The 18,007-nt window shown below is 39.0% G+C and carries 16 protein-coding genes; 9 read left to right on the top strand and 7 right to left on the bottom strand.

The window, feature by feature from the left end:
* Window positions 1–42 precede the first annotated feature (42 nt).
* The 3 genes from BLS33_RS04220 to BLS33_RS04210 all read right to left on the bottom strand — a co-directional run bounded on the left by BLS33_RS04220 (window position 43) and on the right by BLS33_RS04210 (window position 4,191).
* Window positions 43–2,331, bottom strand: coding sequence for a S41 family peptidase (locus tag BLS33_RS04220; RefSeq protein ID WP_089885571.1), 2,289 nt, complete (start codon window positions 2,329–2,331; stop codon window positions 43–45).
* Window positions 2,332–2,552: 221 nt separating this feature from the next.
* Complete coding sequence (locus tag BLS33_RS04215; protein ID WP_089885569.1) at window positions 2,553–2,906, bottom strand: tRNA-binding protein; 354 nt, start codon at window positions 2,904–2,906, stop codon at window positions 2,553–2,555.
* A gap of 136 nt (window positions 2,907–3,042) precedes the next feature.
* Window positions 3,043–4,191 carry a hypothetical protein gene (locus tag BLS33_RS04210; RefSeq protein ID WP_089885567.1) on the bottom strand — a complete coding sequence of 383 codons (1,149 nt, stop codon included), beginning with the start codon at window positions 4,189–4,191 and terminating at the stop codon, window positions 3,043–3,045.
* A gap of 183 nt (window positions 4,192–4,374) precedes the next feature.
* On the opposite strand from BLS33_RS04210, the gene BLS33_RS04205 reads away from it, so the two are divergent.
* Entirely contained in the window at window positions 4,375–4,680 is a 306-nt protein-coding gene (locus BLS33_RS04205) for a hypothetical protein (RefSeq protein WP_089885566.1), read from the top strand.
* A 77-nt stretch (window positions 4,681–4,757) separates the two neighbouring features.
* Here the strand turns inward: BLS33_RS04205 and BLS33_RS04200 are convergent, their stop codons facing one another.
* Genes BLS33_RS04200 through BLS33_RS04185 form a run of 4 tightly spaced genes read right to left on the bottom strand, consistent with a single transcriptional unit; the run spans window position 4,758 to window position 7,312 of the window.
* A complete protein-coding gene (locus BLS33_RS04200; protein ID WP_089885564.1) occupies window positions 4,758–5,213 on the bottom strand; it encodes a GNAT family N-acetyltransferase in 456 nt (151 codons plus the stop codon).
* A gap of 16 nt (window positions 5,214–5,229) precedes the next feature.
* Window positions 5,230–5,718 (bottom strand): anthrone oxygenase family protein, encoded by a 489-nt coding sequence (locus BLS33_RS04195; RefSeq protein ID WP_089885562.1) that lies wholly within the window; start codon window positions 5,716–5,718, stop codon window positions 5,230–5,232.
* 5 nt (window positions 5,719–5,723) lie between these two features.
* Window positions 5,724–6,635, bottom strand: coding sequence for a bifunctional metallophosphatase/5'-nucleotidase (locus BLS33_RS04190; RefSeq protein ID WP_089885560.1), 912 nt, complete (start codon window positions 6,633–6,635; stop codon window positions 5,724–5,726).
* Complete coding sequence (locus BLS33_RS04185; RefSeq protein WP_245731276.1) at window positions 6,632–7,312, bottom strand: 5'-nucleotidase C-terminal domain-containing protein; 681 nt, start codon at window positions 7,310–7,312, stop codon at window positions 6,632–6,634. Before BLS33_RS04185 ends, BLS33_RS04190 begins: the two co-directional genes overlap by 4 nt.
* 156 nt (window positions 7,313–7,468) lie before the next feature.
* Between BLS33_RS04185 and BLS33_RS04180 the strand changes: the two genes are divergently transcribed.
* From BLS33_RS04180 to BLS33_RS04145, 8 genes are all read left to right on the top strand, one after another.
* Window positions 7,469–7,999, top strand: coding sequence for a DUF6913 domain-containing protein (locus BLS33_RS04180; RefSeq protein WP_089885556.1), 531 nt, complete (start codon window positions 7,469–7,471; stop codon window positions 7,997–7,999).
* Window positions 8,000–8,001: 2 nt separating this feature from the next.
* A complete protein-coding gene (gene dapA, locus BLS33_RS04175; protein WP_089885554.1) occupies window positions 8,002–8,892 on the top strand; it encodes a 4-hydroxy-tetrahydrodipicolinate synthase in 891 nt (296 codons plus the stop codon).
* Window positions 8,893–9,021: 129 nt separating this feature from the next.
* Entirely contained in the window at window positions 9,022–9,858 is an 837-nt protein-coding gene (locus BLS33_RS04170; protein ID WP_089885552.1) for an outer membrane protein assembly factor BamD, read from the top strand.
* Window positions 9,859–9,870: 12 nt separating this feature from the next.
* On the top strand, window positions 9,871–10,203 hold the full coding sequence (locus BLS33_RS04165) for a DNA-directed RNA polymerase subunit omega (RefSeq protein ID WP_245731274.1): 333 nt from the start codon (window positions 9,871–9,873) through the stop codon (window positions 10,201–10,203).
* 4 nt (window positions 10,204–10,207) lie between these two features.
* Complete coding sequence (gene coaBC / locus BLS33_RS04160; RefSeq protein WP_089885550.1) at window positions 10,208–11,413, top strand: bifunctional phosphopantothenoylcysteine decarboxylase/phosphopantothenate--cysteine ligase CoaBC; 1,206 nt, start codon at window positions 10,208–10,210, stop codon at window positions 11,411–11,413.
* The gene (porD, locus tag BLS33_RS04155; RefSeq protein ID WP_089885548.1) at window positions 11,406–12,299 is read left to right on the top strand and encodes a type IX secretion system protein PorD; all 894 of its coding nucleotides are present in this window, start codon (window positions 11,406–11,408) and stop codon (window positions 12,297–12,299) included. Before coaBC ends, porD begins: the two co-directional genes overlap by 8 nt.
* A 55-nt stretch (window positions 12,300–12,354) precedes the next feature.
* Window positions 12,355–14,007 carry a DNA repair protein RecN gene (gene recN, locus BLS33_RS04150; RefSeq protein ID WP_089885546.1) on the top strand — a complete coding sequence of 551 codons (1,653 nt, stop codon included), beginning with the start codon at window positions 12,355–12,357 and terminating at the stop codon, window positions 14,005–14,007.
* A gap of 825 nt (window positions 14,008–14,832) precedes the next feature.
* Window positions 14,833–18,000: a SusC/RagA family TonB-linked outer membrane protein gene (locus BLS33_RS04145; RefSeq protein WP_176801315.1), complete on the top strand. Its 3,168-nt coding sequence runs from the start codon at window positions 14,833–14,835 to the stop codon at window positions 17,998–18,000.
* Window positions 18,001–18,007: the final 7 nt, after the last annotated feature.

Below are 18,007 nucleotides of genomic sequence, written 5' to 3'. Positions count from 1 at the left end.
AATGAAATTTCTTTATCAATGATTGTTAGGGTTGTATTTTAATTAATCTAAAAAATTTTGTTCAGGCTTGGTTGTTATTCTTTTTTCGGTCAATTCAATAGCTTTTTCCAAAAACTCGTCCTTTCCTGATTTGACCCCTTCAATCGACTTGTTTACATAAATGTCTGGTAGAAAACCAATGCCGTGCAGTTGCGAACCATCATGTTTTTCTACCTTCATGCCAGTCCATCTTATACTAAAACCTTCGGATAATTGAAGTAGGTTTATATTGCCGTTCGTGCCGGCCGTAGGTTGCCCTATAATTGTTCCCAGGTTGTAACCTCGAATATATCCCATATAGCTTTCGGCATAGCTCATTGCGGTTCCTTTGGTTATAAAGATGATTTGTTTATCGCCCAAATAGGGTTTTTTGCTCGGTAGCATCCAGTTTGCATTTTGATACGATACTTTTTTTCTGTCAGGATATATACTTTGGGGTATTTTCATCCACGACGAGACGGTATCATTTTCTTTGAGCAAATAAGAAATAAACCCATGATTACCATTCGGATAAACCCTTAAATCACATATGATAGACTTTGACTTTGCTAGCTCTGGAATTAGCTTTTCAATATCTTCCATTGCTATACTATTTAAGTTAAGATAGTAGACGCTATCATTTATTTTTTCATGGTCGGCCATTCTTGTCGGCGAACTGTAGGGGTAACTATTTCGTATCAATTTTATGTCTTGACCGTTTACTGTGATAATTAATTCAGCGTCTTTTTCTCCTAGTAAACTGAGTTGTTCTGCCTTGTGGTTCAACCACCCTTCTGTTCCTGCTGAAATTCTTGAATTTATTTCTTCAAAATATTCTTTAGTATTCTTACCGTTGATTTCGGTAACAATATCTCCAACGACCAATGGTATTTCACTGTCGAGAACGTTTGTTATCACAAGTTTATTTTCAATCCATTTCCAAGTAATTGGCGGTGTAGACCACCCGGAATTCCTTTTGTAAGTAACATTGATATGTCCATCTTTTAAGGGGGAAGTAAATTTTTCCAAAGTGACCAAATGATCTTTTGCAGAAGCATCTGTAAAACTTCGCGATAAGGCCTTTTGAAGTTCTTCAGGCCAATCAACATCCACAACATCAAAATAGGGATAGAAGTGTTGAAAGACATTGTAGGTGTTAATGACATTGCCCCATCTAACGGGCAAATCGGTAGCTTCTTGTTGAACTTCTTTTAGGTCGTTTTTTAATTTAAGTAAACTACCAGAATCAGATTTCGGATAGGTGCCACCCTCGTTGGAATACAATACCAACGGAACCTGAAAGTAAATACCCTTCGTAATTTCCTTTTCAATTAACTCGCCAAATTTGGGGTGGTTTTCGAAAATTTGTTGGCCTCTTTCCTTTTCAATAACTCCCGTATATTTTAAAACTACTGATTTATTCCCTTGGTGGGAATCACTATTTGTTAATGAACAGGTATAACCAACGCCTTCAAAATGCCATTTTTCTGGTTTATAATCGCTAAAAGACGTTTCTGTTTCAAAATCCTGATTAGAAAGCGGAACTTCAATCCAATTACCGTTATTTTCATAAAATAGTTGTGGCAAATCATAAAGTATTGAACCTTTTCCACTAAGGGCAGCACCTACTTGAATTGATGTTGTGTATGAATCGATGTCGGTAATAATTTCGTATTGCTTCCATTGTTCCCCAACTACAGCTTCTTTATTTAAATCTGATGTGCCATCCAATTTTTCCAATACAAATCTCAAATACCCTTTTTCTGAATGAAGGTCCCCGTTTTTCGCCCAAGCAGTATACTTAACTTTTCTGCCTATGTATCTGACAGGATCGATTTTCAGTGTAAGTTTACTGACAACGAACGAGTAGTCTTTATTAATAATGCCGTTTACTCTAGAACTTTGATATGGTGTTCTTAGTTGGGGATCCATCCCGATACCAACACCACTATGCTGCCAAAATGTAGGTTTGAAACCTTCTGTATTTTTTGGGGTTATGGTTGTTAAATTATATTTGTCCGACTTCGTTGTCGAAAAGTTTATTGACGGAGCAATGGGCTTAAAAAGCGTGTTTAAAGTATTTATCAATTCCTCCTTTGATTCACACTTTTCGACAAGATTCGCTCCATAAATCGCAAAAGAAGTCCAATCGATTTCAGATACGCCGTCACTCGGGTGAAAATATTTCACGTATCCGTATACACTAGCAAAAGCTTGTAAATTTTCGATTTTCTGTTGCCTATCGGAAGAGTTATTTTTTTCGGAGCAGCTGATGAAAAGTAGGAGCAGAATATAACCAATCTTAAATCTCATAACATCTTATTCAAATAAACCCGAATATAACTAAATATTTAGTTAAAACTATGTGTTTAGTTTATAAAACTCCTTTTATAATAATCAGCGCTATCATAGTTGAAACATTTGCACTAACGGATTTGTTTGAAACAATATTGATTAACAAGTCATTTTATGAAAGATTAAAAAGAGTTCTTCCCATGTATAATAAATCACTGGTATAAAAATCTATTTAACTCTTATCCTATTCGCGTTCCGTTTTTTACTTGTCTCTCAGGATGGATCAGGGTCACTTCCTTATTATCGCCTACACCGCCTAATACAAGGCATTCACTCATAATCGTGGCAATTTGTTTGGGAGGAAAGTTCACCACGGCAATTACTTGTCGACCAATGATTTCTTCCGTCTGGTATAATTTTGTGATTTGTGCCGATGTTTTTCGTGTGCCGTACACACCAAAATCGATGACCATTTTATAGGCCGGGTTTCGTACTTCTTCAAAAACCTCCGCAGAAATAATGGTGCCTACACGCATCTCAACTTTCATAAAATCGTCCCACGTCAATGCCTTACTTTCTTCGTTTTTGCTCATGCTTGCCAAAATAGTATTACGGTCAAATTTATAGATTAACTTTTGAATACTTTTTGGTCGGTTTCAATTTTATAACGACAAAGGTCAATACAATCCGGGAGAAACAAATAAAGATTTCGATTTGGCTTAAATATTTTCAAGAGTGTTGTCTTCTATTAGACAGGCTCCACAGAAAATGGGTAGTGATAATAAATATGGAAAGAAAGAGGTACTCGGCGAAATAGGTATTCTCCCCGAGGCCTAATTTTTGGTAGTACCGAAAACAGAACCAATAAGTAAGGAAATTCAGAATCAGAAAGGGGAGTAGGTACTTCCACTTCATTAGTAGTTGTGTATAGGTTTTTAAAGAAGATAGAATTTTAAGATCCTTGCCGAAAAGTTGCGATACCATAGGCCAGAGAAAAAAGAGGGGTAATGCAAAAAGGCGGGACTCACGGGCAAAAGAGCTCACAAAAACTATGGGCGAGTTGATGAGAACCGTCAACAAGAAAGCATAAACAAATTTCTGATGAAAGTTGTTTTTGTCTTTCCCCTTAAGAAATAGAAAAGCAAAATATAAAGGCACACCCAGACTAACAAAAAAAGACACCAGTGATTCTACCGTATTTTTTGTATTCTCAAAATTTTCTAAAAAGCAGGAATACCTACTGATCATTTCTGTCTTTGTTGCACCGATCAATTGATGCTTCCAAAGATAAATAGCAATAAAAGCTCCATAGAATACCACTGGAAGTACTATCAAAGCAGATAGCCGCAAGCGGTTCAAAGTGAACCATTTTTTAGAAGCCATCTTTAAACCTGGAAGAAAAATCAATAGCGCAGGAAGAAGTAATACCGTTGTTTCCCTAGTAACTAGGGCCAGGGAGAAAAACACGAGGTAAAACACCCATTTTTTTTGTACAAAAGACAGCAAGCTTAAGAGAATAAAGCAATACTGTAAGGGCTCATCGTAGCTGAATACAGGAGGGAAGAAGGCAAAAAGTATCGAGAAAGTCAGAAAATAACAGAGCATATTGAACAGGCCCTGCTGTTTGTTCTGTTTTAGACAAATTGAAAGAAAATAAATCAAAATTCCGCTCAAAAAAAGTAGAAAGAAATTGACCGGCACAAAGGCAACGCCTAATTTCATCCCAAAGGTTTCCGAAGTGGTCTCTATGAGCCATGTGGTAAAGGGTCTTCGGGCGAATGGCCCAAATTCTTTGTGATATTTTATTTGGGAAGTGAGAAATCCGTTTGAGATACGATTGTTGTTCTCGTTGAGCATACTGTCCATGTTTTCAGACATATGCAAGCCGAAAATAAGTAGAGTGCATACCAAACTCAACCCATAGGGCAAGAACTTCGAATATCTTTTCTTCTGCGAAGGTTTTTTATTCACTAAACACCAATTAAACTTTAATGATTACTACACTTGTGAAATTAGGTATTTTTGCAATTGAAAATAAAAACGAGCACTTAAATAGTGGATATGACGATTCCTGAAAATTATACTGAATTTACCGAAACATTAGCAGAAGATACCCCCAAAAAATCGTGGCCTTCCGCTTTGAAGGCCCTTTGGTACGATGCGAAGGGTGATTGGGAGGCTTCCCATAATATCGCCCAAGACATGCATGATGCTATGGGTAGCTGGATCCATGCCTATCTCCACCGAAAAGAAGGAGATAAGTTTAATGCGGGTTATTGGTACAGAAAGGCGAACCGACCTTTTAGTAATAAAAGTCTATCCGAAGAATTGAAGGAACTGGTAGAGTTTGTTTTGGGGGAAGACTAATTGGTTCTTGCCTTTACAAAAGAGAGGTGTTTGCCAAAAGGCGGCCAGAGGGTTTGATTATCAGGTAGCTAAGCTAACTACATCTCAACCTGCTTCAGGAAACAAACACTATTCTCCATTCCTTGATATTGTCCGTAATTTGGTATTACCTCATACCCTGTTTTCGAATATAAGGCGATGGCTTCGGGCTGCCTTTTTCCGGTTTCCAGAATACATTTTTTATAATTTAATTCCCTTGCCCACTGTTCCAAAGCACTTAATGTTTTAGTCGCAACCCCTTGACCTCGAGCCTCGGGCAATACAAACATTCGTTTGATCTCTACGGTGTCTGAATCGTAAGGTTTTATAGCCCCACAACCTACAGCTAAGTTTTCCGAGTAAGCTACAACGACCTCTTGAAGATTTTCAATATTGTTATATTGGTTATAAAAAGCGTGTTCGTCGCCGTCGGTTATACGCAAGTATTCATCTAGCAAAACAACAAGTTGCTGAAAATTTGGGTTTTCGGAAGTTGTTCTTTCTATTGAAATCATGGCAGTAACGATTTTTTTAGATGGATGGATATGCGCAACAAATAACCAATAAAACAAAAGCCAGCAAAGATGAGATGGTTCTAATGGTATTAAGAATGTTCCATTTTCTTTCAAAAGTTCTTCTTTGAAGGGTAATGTCTTCAGAAGAGGCGGTATCCACATCGAAAACATCCAACGATTCGTTTAGTGGAAGGTTTGCCAAGAAGGTCACCCCTACGCATCCTGCCAGATAAACGATTGTTGCGACCAGTAAACATAAGAAAGTAAAAGAAGAAGTATTGTCGCTATTGAGGTAGAGCGCCCACGGAATTAGAAAAGCGGACCCCAAAAATATAAGCGAAAAAAAAGGATTCAGAATGGACTTGTTTACCGACTGAAACGTTTTTATAAAGAGCACGTCATTCAAATTAGCAAGTCCATTGTTGACTGAAAATGACCAGGCAAAGAACAAACCCGCCATAAGGCCTGTGCTGATTGTTGCTAGTGACATGACAATATTGGTCATTAGATTTATACTTTAATGGAAACGCCCGTGGCCGCTATATGCTGAATACTGTCCAAATAAAAATCGATTCGCCCTAAATAAAGACCAAAACAACCCACTTGATTCACAATAATTTCTCTGCCTTTACTATTTTCAACAAGAGTGGGCTTGTCCAAGAAGGTATGGGTGTGACCGCCTATAATAAGATCCGTATATTGAGTTTTGGCTGCCAGTATCAAGTCGTTAGGTCTTTCTTTTGAAGGGTAATCATAACCGATATGGGACAAACAGATAACGAGATTACACTTTTCCTCTTCCTTTAACAGCCGTTCTGTGTCTTGTGCAATTTCATAAGGGTCTAAATATTCAGTCTCTTTATACAGATTTTTCCCAACGAGTCCTGAAAGTTTGATACCAAGCCCGTAAACACCTATTTTGATTCCGTCGACCATAAATATTTGATAGGGTTTGACATGGCCTGCCATAATTGTATTACTGAAATCGTAATTGGCCGATAAAAGTTCGAACTCGGCATGGGGAAGTTGGGCAAACAACCCATCAATCCCATTGTCAAAATCGTGATTTCCGATAGTTGCCGCATCGTATTTGAGCATACTCATCAGCTTGAATTCAAGTTCCCCACCATAAAAATTGAAATAAGGTGTGCCCTGAAAGATATCACCCGCATCGAACAATAGTGAATTATTATTTTCTTTTCTAATATTTTCTATCAATGAAGCACGCCGAGCCATACCCCCAAGGTTGGCATATTCAGAATGATCAGCAGAAAATGGGTCGATATGACTGTGCATATCATTGGTGTGCAAAATCGTGATTTTCTTAGCTGATTTAGAGGCACAGGAACCTAGCGATAAACCGCCTAACCCAACAAATACTGAAGAGGCAGAGGTACTCGATATAAATTTTCTTCGGTTCATGGGGTTAGTTTATAAAATCGATAGTCAACTTTGGGAGCAACGGTATCGACTCTCTTGAAATAGTCGATCATTGCGTTTCTAATAAGGTAATCAATAGTGGTTACACTAAGGGCCTCCTTAAAAAAAATCATACTGTCGCCACCGGCAGCGAGGTAATCTGAAGTCGCCACAAAATAATGACGGTTTTCATCAAAAGGTTTGTCCTGAATCTTGACCGAGGCCAGCGTGTTGTCGGTATTTAAAACGATTTGCATGCCGGAAATGGGGTGGGCCATTCCGCTTTCCAATAGATACGCGAGCAATTTTTTTACAGATTTCCCCGAAAGCTCCACCACAACAATGGTATTTTCAAAAGGCATGACTTCAAAAGCAGTGCGCGCCGAAATCTTTCCTTGTGAAATAATGGAACGAATACCCCCGTGGTTCAAAAAAACAAAATCTAGATTCTTGCCGGTGCGGGATTTAAAAATGGGTGCGCCTTCTGAAAAGACGATATCGGCAAGTAAATTTCCAGCAGTTGTGTTGTATGGTCCGTCTACCTTGGTGATTTTTTTAGGGGCATAGGCCAAGGTACTGTCAAGTATATGGTTGACGCGGTCACGATAAGGTTTTATATAGGCATTGATACTGTCTTTTTGCGGTATTGAGGTGTCGAGACGAATTTCATTTCCTTCCATGCTTGCCACATTCTGAATTTGTTGCTTGCAGGAAAAAGTTAAACCGATTGTTATAAATATAACAAAATGTTTAATTTTTAAATCCATTATAGTTTTTATCTTCGTCAAAAGAAATATGCGCGGATATTCTTTACATTTGCTGAAATGTAAAAGTACATGTTTAAAGGAATACAAGACAAGTTTAAGCATAAATCCGCAGTTAAATTTCTAAAGGAAGAATTGAAAAAGCCTCTACCTGATATTGACAGGGAAAAGGGAATTACCTCGGTAGGGTGTATTGTTGATTTAGATGCTTTTGACAATGCTAATTTGTTCTATGAGTTTGTTGAAGAGTTTTCGATAAGACCCAATGCCGTTAAAATTATCGGTTATAAGGGGTATTACGATAAAAATTCACCATATGCCACCCCGGTATTCTCTGACAAGGATTTGGGTTGGAACGGAAAAATCGAGAACAGTTACGCACACGAATTTTTGAGTAGGGAATATGATTTGTTGATTAATTATTATAAAGAAGAGAATTTGCTGGTCCAGTTGATGAGTATTAAAACAAAGGCAAGAATGAGGGTCGGCTTTAAGGAGGTAGATAAAAGTTATAACGATTTGATATTGGATTTACCTATAGAAGATTTCAAAACATTTAAATTGGAATTGAAGAAATATTTGAGAGTCCTAAACGAAATTTAAACATGGAACAGTTGCGCGGAACCGGTGTTGCCTTGATTACACCATTTAAAGAAGACCTTTCGGTCGATGTCGATGCTTTGCGGCGTGTAACCGAGCATTGCATAGATGGCGGTGTAGATTATTTAGTGATTTTAGGTACGACCGCTGAGTCGGTCACCTTGACCGCAGATGAGAAAACGCTGGTCATCGACATCATTCAGACAACGAATGCCGGCCGATTACCCCTCGTTTTGGGCGTTGGTGGCAACAATACCACTGTAGTAGTTAATGAGCTCCAGTCCCGTGATTTAAGTGCTTTTGATGCGATTCTGTCAGTTTCGCCTTACTACAATAGACCTACTCAAGAGGGCATTTATCAGCATTTCAAGGCCATCGCTTTGGCTTCTTCCAAACCTATTATACTTTATAATGTTCCAGGGAGAACAGGTAGTAATGTGCTTCCGGAAACAGTGCTTCGTTTGGCCAAAGAATTTGACAATATAGTGGCTGTCAAAGAGGCTTCGGGAAGTATGGCGCAAATAATGAAAATTATTAAGCACAAACCAAATGACTTTATGGTGCTTTCGGGTGATGATTTAACCGCATTGCCAACGGTTCTTGCGGGTGGTTCTGGCGTGATTTCGGTATTGGGGCAGGGGCTTCCTTCTGAATTCGCAAAAATGATCCGATTGGGGTTGGAACGTCGGGTCGACGAGGCATACGAAATACATTATAGTATTCAAGATGGTATGGAGCTTATTTTTGAGGAAGGAAATCCTGCAGGAATAAAAGCAATATTCGAGATATTGGCACTTTCTACGGCAAAAGTAAGGCTACCGCTGGTTGAGGCGACAGCTACGCTAAAACAAAAAATAACCGCATTTGTAAAGCCTTTTTTGAAGGTTTACGCCTAATCGAAATACCAAAAAGATATACTTCAGCGTTAAATCTTCGCTAAAGGTTAGGTCTGTTACCATATAGACGCCTATTTTAGCGGTTTAAAAATGTTTTTTAAATCCGTTGATAATCCGTAATTTTGCAGAATGTTTTTTAAAATGAGACGCTTCATTCCTGTTGTTTTTGTGGCCATGGCCTTTTATAGCTGCAGCGAATATCAAAAAGTACTAAAAAATGAGGACGTTAAGGCCAAGTACGACATGGCCCAGAAGTTCTATGAAGAGCAAGACTTTAAACGTTCCAATCGTCTTTTTGAGCAGATTGCACCGAAATACGTAGGTAAGCCCCAAGGTGAACGGGTAATGTTCTTTTTGGCCAATTCTTATTTTCAGAGAAAGGACTATAACATGGCCGGTTATCAATTTGAACGATTCATCAAATCATATCCGAAAAGCGAAAAGGCGCCCCAAGCAAGTTTTTTGGTAGCGAAAAGTTATTTTAAACTATCCCCGACCTATTCGTTGGATCAAACGGATACCGATAAGGCATTGACCAAACTCCAGAGTTTTATTAACGCATATCCTAATTCGGAATACTTTGCAGAAGCCAACATGATGGCTAAAGAGCTGACTACGAAAAAGGAACGTAAATCCTATGAAATTGCCAAACAATTCAACAAAATAGGGGAGTTTGATTATACATTTTTGACTCCATCCATAGCTGCTTTCGATAATTTTATTTCTGATAATCCAGGATCGATTTATCGTGAAGATGCTTTGTTTTATAAATTCGATTCGGCGACTAGATTGGCATTGAACAGTTTTGATGCTTTAAAGCCAGCGCGACTAAAGGATGCCAAAGAGGCCTACGCGGCGCTAAAAAAGCAATATCCCGAAACCGAATATGAGAAACAGGCGAAAGACCTGTTGGAAAAAATTGAGAAGGAACTTTTACGATTCTCTCCAAATACAGAAGCAAAATAAATTAACGGTATCATGAATATGAATGATTTAAAGAATTCAGTAGCCCCTGCATCGACGGTAACTATAAACCGAAATGAATTCGACAAGCAGACAGATAACATTTACGAGGCCATTTCAATAACAGCCAAAAGAGCTATTCAGATTAATTCTGAAATTAAAAAGGAGCTTTTAGAGAAATTGGAAGAATTTGCCACTTACAGTGATAGTTTGGAGGAAGTTTTTGAGAACAAGGAACAAATTGAAGTTTCAAAATTCTACGAAAAGTTGCCTAAGCCGCACGCTTTGGCCGTTCAAGAGTGGTTAGAAGATAAAATTTACTACAGGAACACTGAGAAAGACGCCTAGATTTATGTTGAGCGGTAAAAACATCCTTTTAGGTATAACCGGGGGGATTGCTGCTTACAAGACGACTTTTCTTGTTCGTTTATTGATTAAAGCTGGCGCTAATGTCAAAGTAATTTTGACAGATAGCGCCAGCTCTTTTGTTTCCCCCTTGACGTTGGCCACTTTGTCCAAAAATCCGGTTTTATCCTCTTTTGTTAAACAGGAAGATGATAGTTTGGATTGGAACAATCATGTACAGCTTGGGCTTTGGGCCGATTATATGCTTATTGCTCCCGCAACGGCAAATACCTTGTCGAAAATGGCAAATGGTATTTGTGATAATTTTTTGCTTTCCGTGTATCTTTCGGCAAAGTGTCCGGTTTTCTTTGCACCTGCTATGGATTTGGATATGTACAAGCATCCCTCGACTAAGGCATCCCTTGAAAAATTACAATCTTTTGGTAATATCATGATTCCGGCGACTTCTGGTGAGTTGGCCAGCGGACTTTATGGGGAAGGTAGAATGGCCGAGCCTGAAGATATGCTCGAGTTTATAAAGTCTTATTTGTCAGAAGGTCTTCCATTACAAGGAAAAAACATTTTGATAACTGCGGGCCCTACACATGAGCCGATTGATCCAGTACGTTTTATAGGAAACCATGCTTCCGGGTTAATGGGGTTCGAATTGGCCAAAGCCGCTGCCAAATTGGGAGGAAAGGTTATTTTGATTTCAGGGCCCACGCATTTGTCGGTTGATGATAGCGCAATACAGCTGGTGCGCGTAGTCACAGCGGATCAAATGTTCGATGCCGCCCTTGGTCATTACGATAAAATTGATGTTGCTATCTGTGCGGCCGCAGTGGCTGACTATAAACCTAAAACCGTTGCAGACCAAAAAATCAAAAAGAAGGCGGAAGACTTTACAATTGAATTGATTAAGAATAAAGACATCTTGATGACCCTTGGTGAACGAAAGAAAAATCAGTATCTCGTTGGTTTTGCCTTGGAGACTGAGAATGAGTTGGAAAATGCGCAAGCAAAACTCAAAAAAAAGCACCTTGATGCTATTGTCTTAAATTCATTGAACGATGCGGGTGCAGGTTTCGGGAAGCCCACCAATAAAATAACGTTCATAGATAAGAATTCGACGATAAAAGCGTTTGAATTAAAAAGCAAGGCCGAAGTGGCTTTAGATATTTGGAACGAAATCATAGCTCGAACACATGCGTAATTTACTCTTATCCTTTTTGTGCCTAGCCGTTTTCCAGTTTGCTGGTGCGCAGGAGTTTAATTGTACGGTCACCGTAAATTCGGACCAGGTGTCGCAGACCAATCAGCAAATATTCAAAACTCTAGAACGTTCCCTAAATGATTTTGTGAATAAAACCAAATGGACCAATAGGGTTTTTAAAGAGAACGAAAGAATCAATGCCCAAATGTTTATTACGGTTACAAATTATGAATCGAATAGGTTCGAGGCCAATATTCAAATACAATCTTCGAGACCTGTTTTCAATACATCGTATGAAAGTCCAATCTTCAATTTTAAGGATAATGCTTTCAATTTCGATTATATAGAATTTCAACCGCTAGTGTTTAATTCGAATGTTTACGAATCAAATCTGGTCAGTGTGGTTTCTTATTACGCCTATATTCTTTTGGGGCTTGATGCCGATACTTTTGCGCTGGAAGGCGGTACGGACTATTATAGAACCGCACAAAAAATTGTGACCCAAGCACAGGGTAATAGTGTTTCTGGGTGGACGCATACGGCCGATAATGACCGCGGACGATTTGATTTGGTCGATAACCTATTGTCCAATACCTACAGGGAATATCGCGTAGCCATGTACAACTACCACAGAAAAGGGCTTGATATTTTAGGAGATAACAATAGCACTGGAAAGCAAGTGGTAGCGGGCTCAATGAAACTTTTTGAAACGATGATCAAGCGTAGACCAAATGCTTTTTTGATTCAGACATTTTTTGATGCCAAGTCAGAAGAAATACAGAATATATTCTCTGACGGTCCTAAGGTAGATATTGTAAGTTTGAAAGAGACGCTCAACAGAATTGCACCTTTGTATTCTAGTACCTGGAACGATATTAAGTTCTGATCTCCATTTTTTTACTGTATTATCGATTATCTTTACGGCATTATTTTTCAACCGGATGCTGACAAAACTTTCCATAAAAAATTACGCTTTAATTGATGATTTAAATGTTTCCTTTTCACAGGGATTCACTTGTATCACTGGTGAAACAGGTGCGGGGAAATCAATTCTGCTCGGCGGCCTTTCCTTAGTTTTAGGAAAGCGGGCCGATTTATCCTCTTTGCGGAATAAAGAATTAAAATGTGTCATAGAAGCTGAATTTACACTTGATAAATATGGTTTAAGCCCGTTTTTTGAAGAACATGATCTGGATTATGAGCAGAAAACGATAATTAGGCGTGAAATACGACCCAATGGGAAGTCTAGAGCCTTTATAAACGATACCCCGGTAACGTTGGATATAATTACATTATTAGGTAATAAGCTAATTGATGTGCATTCGCAACATCAGACCATGCAATTGACCGATAATGATTTTCAACTAAGGGTTATCGATGCATTGGCAGGAAATGGAAAGGCCTTGGTCGCGTATTCTAAAACGTTATCAATATATAAGCGTGTGTCAAATGAGTTGGATGAGCTGATTGAGTTTCAGCGAAATGCCACCAAAGAACACGAGTACAACAGTTTTTTGTTACAAGAGCTACAGGATGCCCCTTTGCAAAACGGAATTATAGAGGAGCTGGAGGAGCAGTACGAGCAGTTGAACAACGTTGAAATGTTACTTGGATTGTTATCCAAGGGAAATCAATTGTTGAATGACGAACAGGTCGGAGTACTTCAATTAATGTTGGAATTGAAACAGGTTTCTTCAAAACTATCTGGTTTTGGAAGCCAATTTTCGGAACTCAACGAGCGCATACAATCGGTTTTGATCGAGATGGATGATATTTCAGACGATGTAAATCGCCTGCAAGAAGGTGCCGAGGCCAATCCGCAATTGCTAGAAGAGATAAATACGAAACTTCAGTTGCTTTATAATCTTCAGAAGAAGCACAATGCTGTAGATGTTTCTGAGTTAGTGACGATAAGGGATACTCTGGCGGAGAAAGTTGCCGTGACGGAAAATATTGGGACTTCGATTTCGGAAAAGGAAAAAGAACTTGGCACGCTTCGAACTGCTTTGGAAGAAAAAGCGTTATACCTTAGTGAGCGGCGAAATAAAGTACTGCCCGATCTCAAAAAACAATTGAAAGAGAGTTTGGCGCCGCTGGGTCTGCCTAATGCGACTTTCAAAATTGAAATAGTACCGGCTACGGAATTTAAAAGTAATGGCAAAGATGATTTAACCTTTTTGTTTTCTGCTAATAAGGGGAGTGATTATGGGGCGTTGAAAAAGGTTGCTTCGGGCGGAGAGCTCTCCCGTATCATGTTGGTCATAAAGGCTATTTTAGCTAAATATGAAAATCTTCCGACAATTATGTTCGATGAAATCGATACCGGGGTCTCTGGTGAGATTTCAAATCGGATGGGAGATATTATGAAGGATATGGGCACAACAATGCAGGTATTTTCAATTACACACCTTCCGCAAGTTGCTTCCAAGGGTGATCATCATTTCAAAGTCTATAAGCAAGAGGAAGACGGCGTTACTGGCACGAAAATGAAAAAGTTAGACCGAAACGAAAGAGTAGAGGAGTTGGCCGAAATGTTGGGAGGTAAAGATTTGTCCGATTCGGCGATGGCCCATGCACGTCAATTGCTAAATTGATGGGTCGTTACGACCATTGACCGGTTTTGAGGCTACCGTTTTTGGTTAGTCATATTTTCAACCGAATATCTTCTTGGTTGATGCAGAATACTACCACACAAAAAATTATGAAATAAATAAAAGAGTGGCTTGTTGCTCATGTATTTTATCGAATACTGCGGCTATAGTTATTTATGCATTATTTTGATTCGTTTTAATGATTAAACGCTTGCATTAAAGGGTATCCCACATCTTATGAAATCATGTTCAATATTATTGCGCAAATTTTTGTCCTATATTGTTGCGATATATTGTAATAAATATCAATATTATATATATATTGGTCAAATAAATGGAGGTTATTTGGTTTATGCATAATATGATGCAAAATTTGCAATCTAAAATTAAGAGATTGAAGACTTACAATTCAGCGTAGTAAATAATTGACACATTACAGTGGGAATCGTATTTTTAAACGTTTCTAGCGTTTATGCGTTCCTATAAAATTTGAATTTATCCCAAGCTCAGAAACGTCCTCCTACCTAGTTGCATAATTCTTGTTATAAGAAAATTATCGAACGATGAAATGATAAATTGTGAGACAAGTTGTTAAATAATAATCACAGTTATGATTCTTGAAAATAATGGTCTTCTGGCCACTTTCCTTACTGCTAATGTAATTTGGCAACTTCTTTTTTATTCCATCAATTTATAATATGAATTCTAAAATCGGCTCATTTTAAAAACTACTATGACTTAATTAACCTTTTAATAATTATTAAAATTATCACTCAATGAATCGAACAATTTCTAACTTTTTAACTCTAACCTAAAAAACTTTCAAGTATGGAATTTGAAAAATCAAACCAACACTGGTATCATTTGCAAAAATGTGTATTAGTGATTCTTTTTATTATGATTGCCGCCCTTGGGTATTCACAAAATAATAGTACAGTTTCAGGGGTGGTCAAAGACGACATAGGTCAACCTTTGCCGGGCGCAAATGTATTGGTCAAAGGAACGACCAATGGTACGCAGACCGATTTTGACGGGAAGTTTCGAATAGACCTGTCTAGTGGAAGCAGTGTACTAGTTGTATCTTATGTTGGATTCAAAACACAGGAAATCAATGTGGCGGGAAAAACCACGATTGAGGTCAATATGGTTACTGACGCCGCGGCATTGGAAGAAATCGTGGTAGTAGGCTATAGCAGCCAGAAAAAAACTACGGTTACGGGGGCGATCAGTACAATGAAAGGAGAGGAAATTGCTGAAATTCCTGTAGCGAACGTATCTCAATCACTAGCGGGCCGTGTGTCTGGGGTGAGTATGCGACCGAATGGTGGTGCACCGGGTGGCGACAATCCTGATATTCATATTAGGGGTATTGTCAGTACAGGTAACAATAGTCCGTTAGTGGTGGTTGACGGAATACGAAGGGATAATATTAGTCAAATCGATCCCAACAGCATTGAAACTATAACGGTGCTTAAAGATGCCGCCGCCGTTGCGCCCTTCGGTATTGGTGGTGCCAATGGGGTAATATTAATAACGACAAAAAGAGGGGCGACGGGCAAACCTGTGGTAAGTTTAAGTTCTTCCTACGGTTTTCAAAGTCCGACCTATTTGCCTGAAATGTTGAATGCGCAGGATTATATGGCACTTCAGAATGAAGGTTATTTTAATTTAAACCAGAACGGTACTACACCGCCCAATGATCCTAGTTTGGTGGCCGATTACAACAACTTGCACCGACAAGATCCATATAGGTATCCCGATTCTGATTTTACCGATGTATTTCGGAAAAATGCGGCCGTAAGCATAAATAATGTTCAAATTAGTGGAGGAACCGATATTGTTAAGTATCACGCCGGTTTGGGACATTATAGCCAGAAGGGTATTTTTGAGCCTATCGGGTACCAAAGGTATAATTATGATCTTAGCCTAGATGTACAGGTTACGCCGAGTACAAAGGTAGGAATGTCGGTATATGGGTCTATCGAAGATACTGATGGAATCGATGCAGATGAGTCGATAACCCACCTTATGCGTAGTTTCTACAAATTTGTACCTACACAGACTTTATTATATCCTGAGGGAGATAAATGGGGAGAATCTTCGGCCAATACACCAATGGGAGTTTTAAATTCTAATGGCTATAGAAGAGATGAAGACAACACCCTGCTGAGTTCGGTTTACCTCGAACAAGAGTTACCTATTGAAGGGTTAAGTGTTAAAGGGGTATTTAGCTACGACCCATCGCAAACGAATGATAAGCTATGGCACGTACCTTATATCTATCATAATATAGACCTGTCACAATCTCCATATACCTACACTGAGGCGGTTTCACTTCAAGAGGGTAGTGGGGCGCCATATACTTGGTTACAACTTGTGAATTCAAGATCAAAGAAATTCACCTACCAAGGATATGTGAATTATGATAGGATATTTGGTGATCACAGCGTTACCGCACTGTTCGTGGCAGAGGCAAGGGAAACCAAAAATGATTGGTTCAACACGCGTAGAAATAATTTTGCTATTGAAATCGATGAATTGAGTTTGGGTAGTTCCGATAAATTGGATTACGACAATGCAGGATCGTCAAGTACTGCTAGTGAACTAGGGTATGTCTATCGAGTGGGCTATACCTATAAAAGCAAGTATATTTTAGAAGCTTCAGGTCGGTATGACGGGCACTATTCTTTTGCTCCAGGAAAAAGATGGGGCTATTTTCCGGCATTTTCTGCGGCATGGAGAATCTCGGAAGAGAAATTCATGGATAATTCGGCGATCAATAATTTAAAATTAAGAGGATCTTGGGGTAGGTCTGGAAACCTTCCGTATATCGACGGAAATTTAGCAGCTTTTCAGTACTTGGCGGGATATGATCTCCGAGGTAATGCCTATGCTTATGGCAATGGCTCATTGGTTCAAGGATCTCGCGTACAGAATGAGGCGAACCCGAATATTACATGGGAAATATCTACAAAATTGGATATTGGTTTTGACTTAAGCCTATGGAATAGTCTTGTGAACATTGAGTTCGATTATTTTCATGAAGATAGAACCGGTATGCTCTTGCAGCCCCAGGTAACCCTACCAGTTGAGTATGGTCTTTCGCTTTCGCAAGAAAACAAGGGGATCATGGACAACAACGGTTTCGAGTTCAGTATCGGTACTCAAAAGGAATGGGAAAACGGATTGAGCTTAACGGCTTCCGCGAATATGAGTTATGCCGAGAACAATATGATCGAAGTATTTCAATCGGATGCCGAACGTGATAACTCGAACAGAACCCGTGTAGGACGACCATTTGGAACTCCTTATGGATATAAATCCCTAGGATTGTTTACAACGGCCGACGATACCAATAATGATGGTATAATCAACGCTACGGATGGTTACAATGTGGTCCAATTCGGAGATTTACACCCAGGGGATGTCAAATATGCCGATTTAAGTGGCCCAGACGGAGTTCCCGATGGAAGGATCGACTCAAATGACCAGACCGTTATCGGAAACCCGGTATATCCTTCGACTACCTATGGTTTGAATACAAGTCTTGCCTATAAAGGGTTTGATTTGTCATTGTTCTTTCAAGGAACCGCTAATTCCGACATCAATATTCAAACGTTTTTGACTTCTCCGTTTGCGAATAATGGTAGTAATACCTCATATGAGTATTTTAATAACAGATGGACACCTGACAATCAGAATGCGAAATACCCTAGGGCTACCCCATCCCCGTATTCCAACAATACACAGGGATCTGATTTCTGGATGGTGGATACTGGTTATTTAAGACTTAAGACAGCGGTTCTTACGTATGAAATACCTAAGACTATATCAGAAAAACTCAAATTATCCTCTTTGAGATTTCACCTGACAGGGCAAAACCTGCTAACTTTTAGTAAGCTTGATTTTATTGATCCTGAATTGGGGTACGACGATCGTGAAAATGCCTATCCGGTATCTAAATCATTATCTTTTGGAATAGATGTATCCTTTTAATCATTAA

This window comes from Kriegella aquimaris, assembly GCF_900103215.1.
GTDB lineage: Bacteria > Bacteroidota > Bacteroidia > Flavobacteriales > Flavobacteriaceae > Kriegella > Kriegella aquimaris.
Note: the sequence above shows the minus strand (reverse complement) of the source record. Positions and strands in the feature narration are given on the sequence as shown.

What these genes read in the sequence shown, in the direction of transcription:
- BLS33_RS04215 (WP_089885569.1), bottom strand. Translation starts at nt 2,906, where the DNA reads ATGAGCAAAAACGAAGAAAGTAAGGCATTGACGTGGGACGATTTTATG.
- BLS33_RS04145 (WP_176801315.1), top strand. Translation starts at nt 14,833, where the DNA reads ATGGAATTTGAAAAATCAAACCAACACTGGTATCATTTGCAAAAATGT.
- BLS33_RS04180 (WP_089885556.1), top strand. Translation starts at nt 7,469, where the DNA reads ATGTTTAAAGGAATACAAGACAAGTTTAAGCATAAATCCGCAGTTAAA.
- coaBC (WP_089885550.1), top strand. Translation starts at nt 10,208, where the DNA reads ATGTTGAGCGGTAAAAACATCCTTTTAGGTATAACCGGGGGGATTGCT.
- recN (WP_089885546.1), top strand. Translation starts at nt 12,355, where the DNA reads ATGCTGACAAAACTTTCCATAAAAAATTACGCTTTAATTGATGATTTA.
- BLS33_RS04200 (WP_089885564.1), bottom strand. Translation starts at nt 5,213, where the DNA reads ATGATTTCAATAGAAAGAACAACTTCCGAAAACCCAAATTTTCAGCAA.
- porD (WP_089885548.1), top strand. Translation starts at nt 11,406, where the DNA reads ATGCGTAATTTACTCTTATCCTTTTTGTGCCTAGCCGTTTTCCAGTTT.
- BLS33_RS04190 (WP_089885560.1), bottom strand. Translation starts at nt 6,635, where the DNA reads ATGAACCGAAGAAAATTTATATCGAGTACCTCTGCCTCTTCAGTATTT.
- BLS33_RS04220 (WP_089885571.1), bottom strand. Translation starts at nt 2,331, where the DNA reads ATGAGATTTAAGATTGGTTATATTCTGCTCCTACTTTTCATCAGCTGC.
- BLS33_RS04185 (WP_245731276.1), bottom strand. Translation starts at nt 7,312, where the DNA reads ATGGAAGGAAATGAAATTCGTCTCGACACCTCAATACCGCAAAAAGAC.
- BLS33_RS04210 (WP_089885567.1), bottom strand. Translation starts at nt 4,191, where the DNA reads ATGTCTGAAAACATGGACAGTATGCTCAACGAGAACAACAATCGTATC.
- BLS33_RS04165 (WP_245731274.1), top strand. Translation starts at nt 9,871, where the DNA reads ATGAATATGAATGATTTAAAGAATTCAGTAGCCCCTGCATCGACGGTA.
- BLS33_RS04170 (WP_089885552.1), top strand. Translation starts at nt 9,022, where the DNA reads ATGTTTTTTAAAATGAGACGCTTCATTCCTGTTGTTTTTGTGGCCATG.
- dapA (WP_089885554.1), top strand. Translation starts at nt 8,002, where the DNA reads ATGGAACAGTTGCGCGGAACCGGTGTTGCCTTGATTACACCATTTAAA.
- BLS33_RS04205 (WP_089885566.1), top strand. Translation starts at nt 4,375, where the DNA reads ATGACGATTCCTGAAAATTATACTGAATTTACCGAAACATTAGCAGAA.
- BLS33_RS04195 (WP_089885562.1), bottom strand. Translation starts at nt 5,718, where the DNA reads ATGACCAATATTGTCATGTCACTAGCAACAATCAGCACAGGCCTTATG.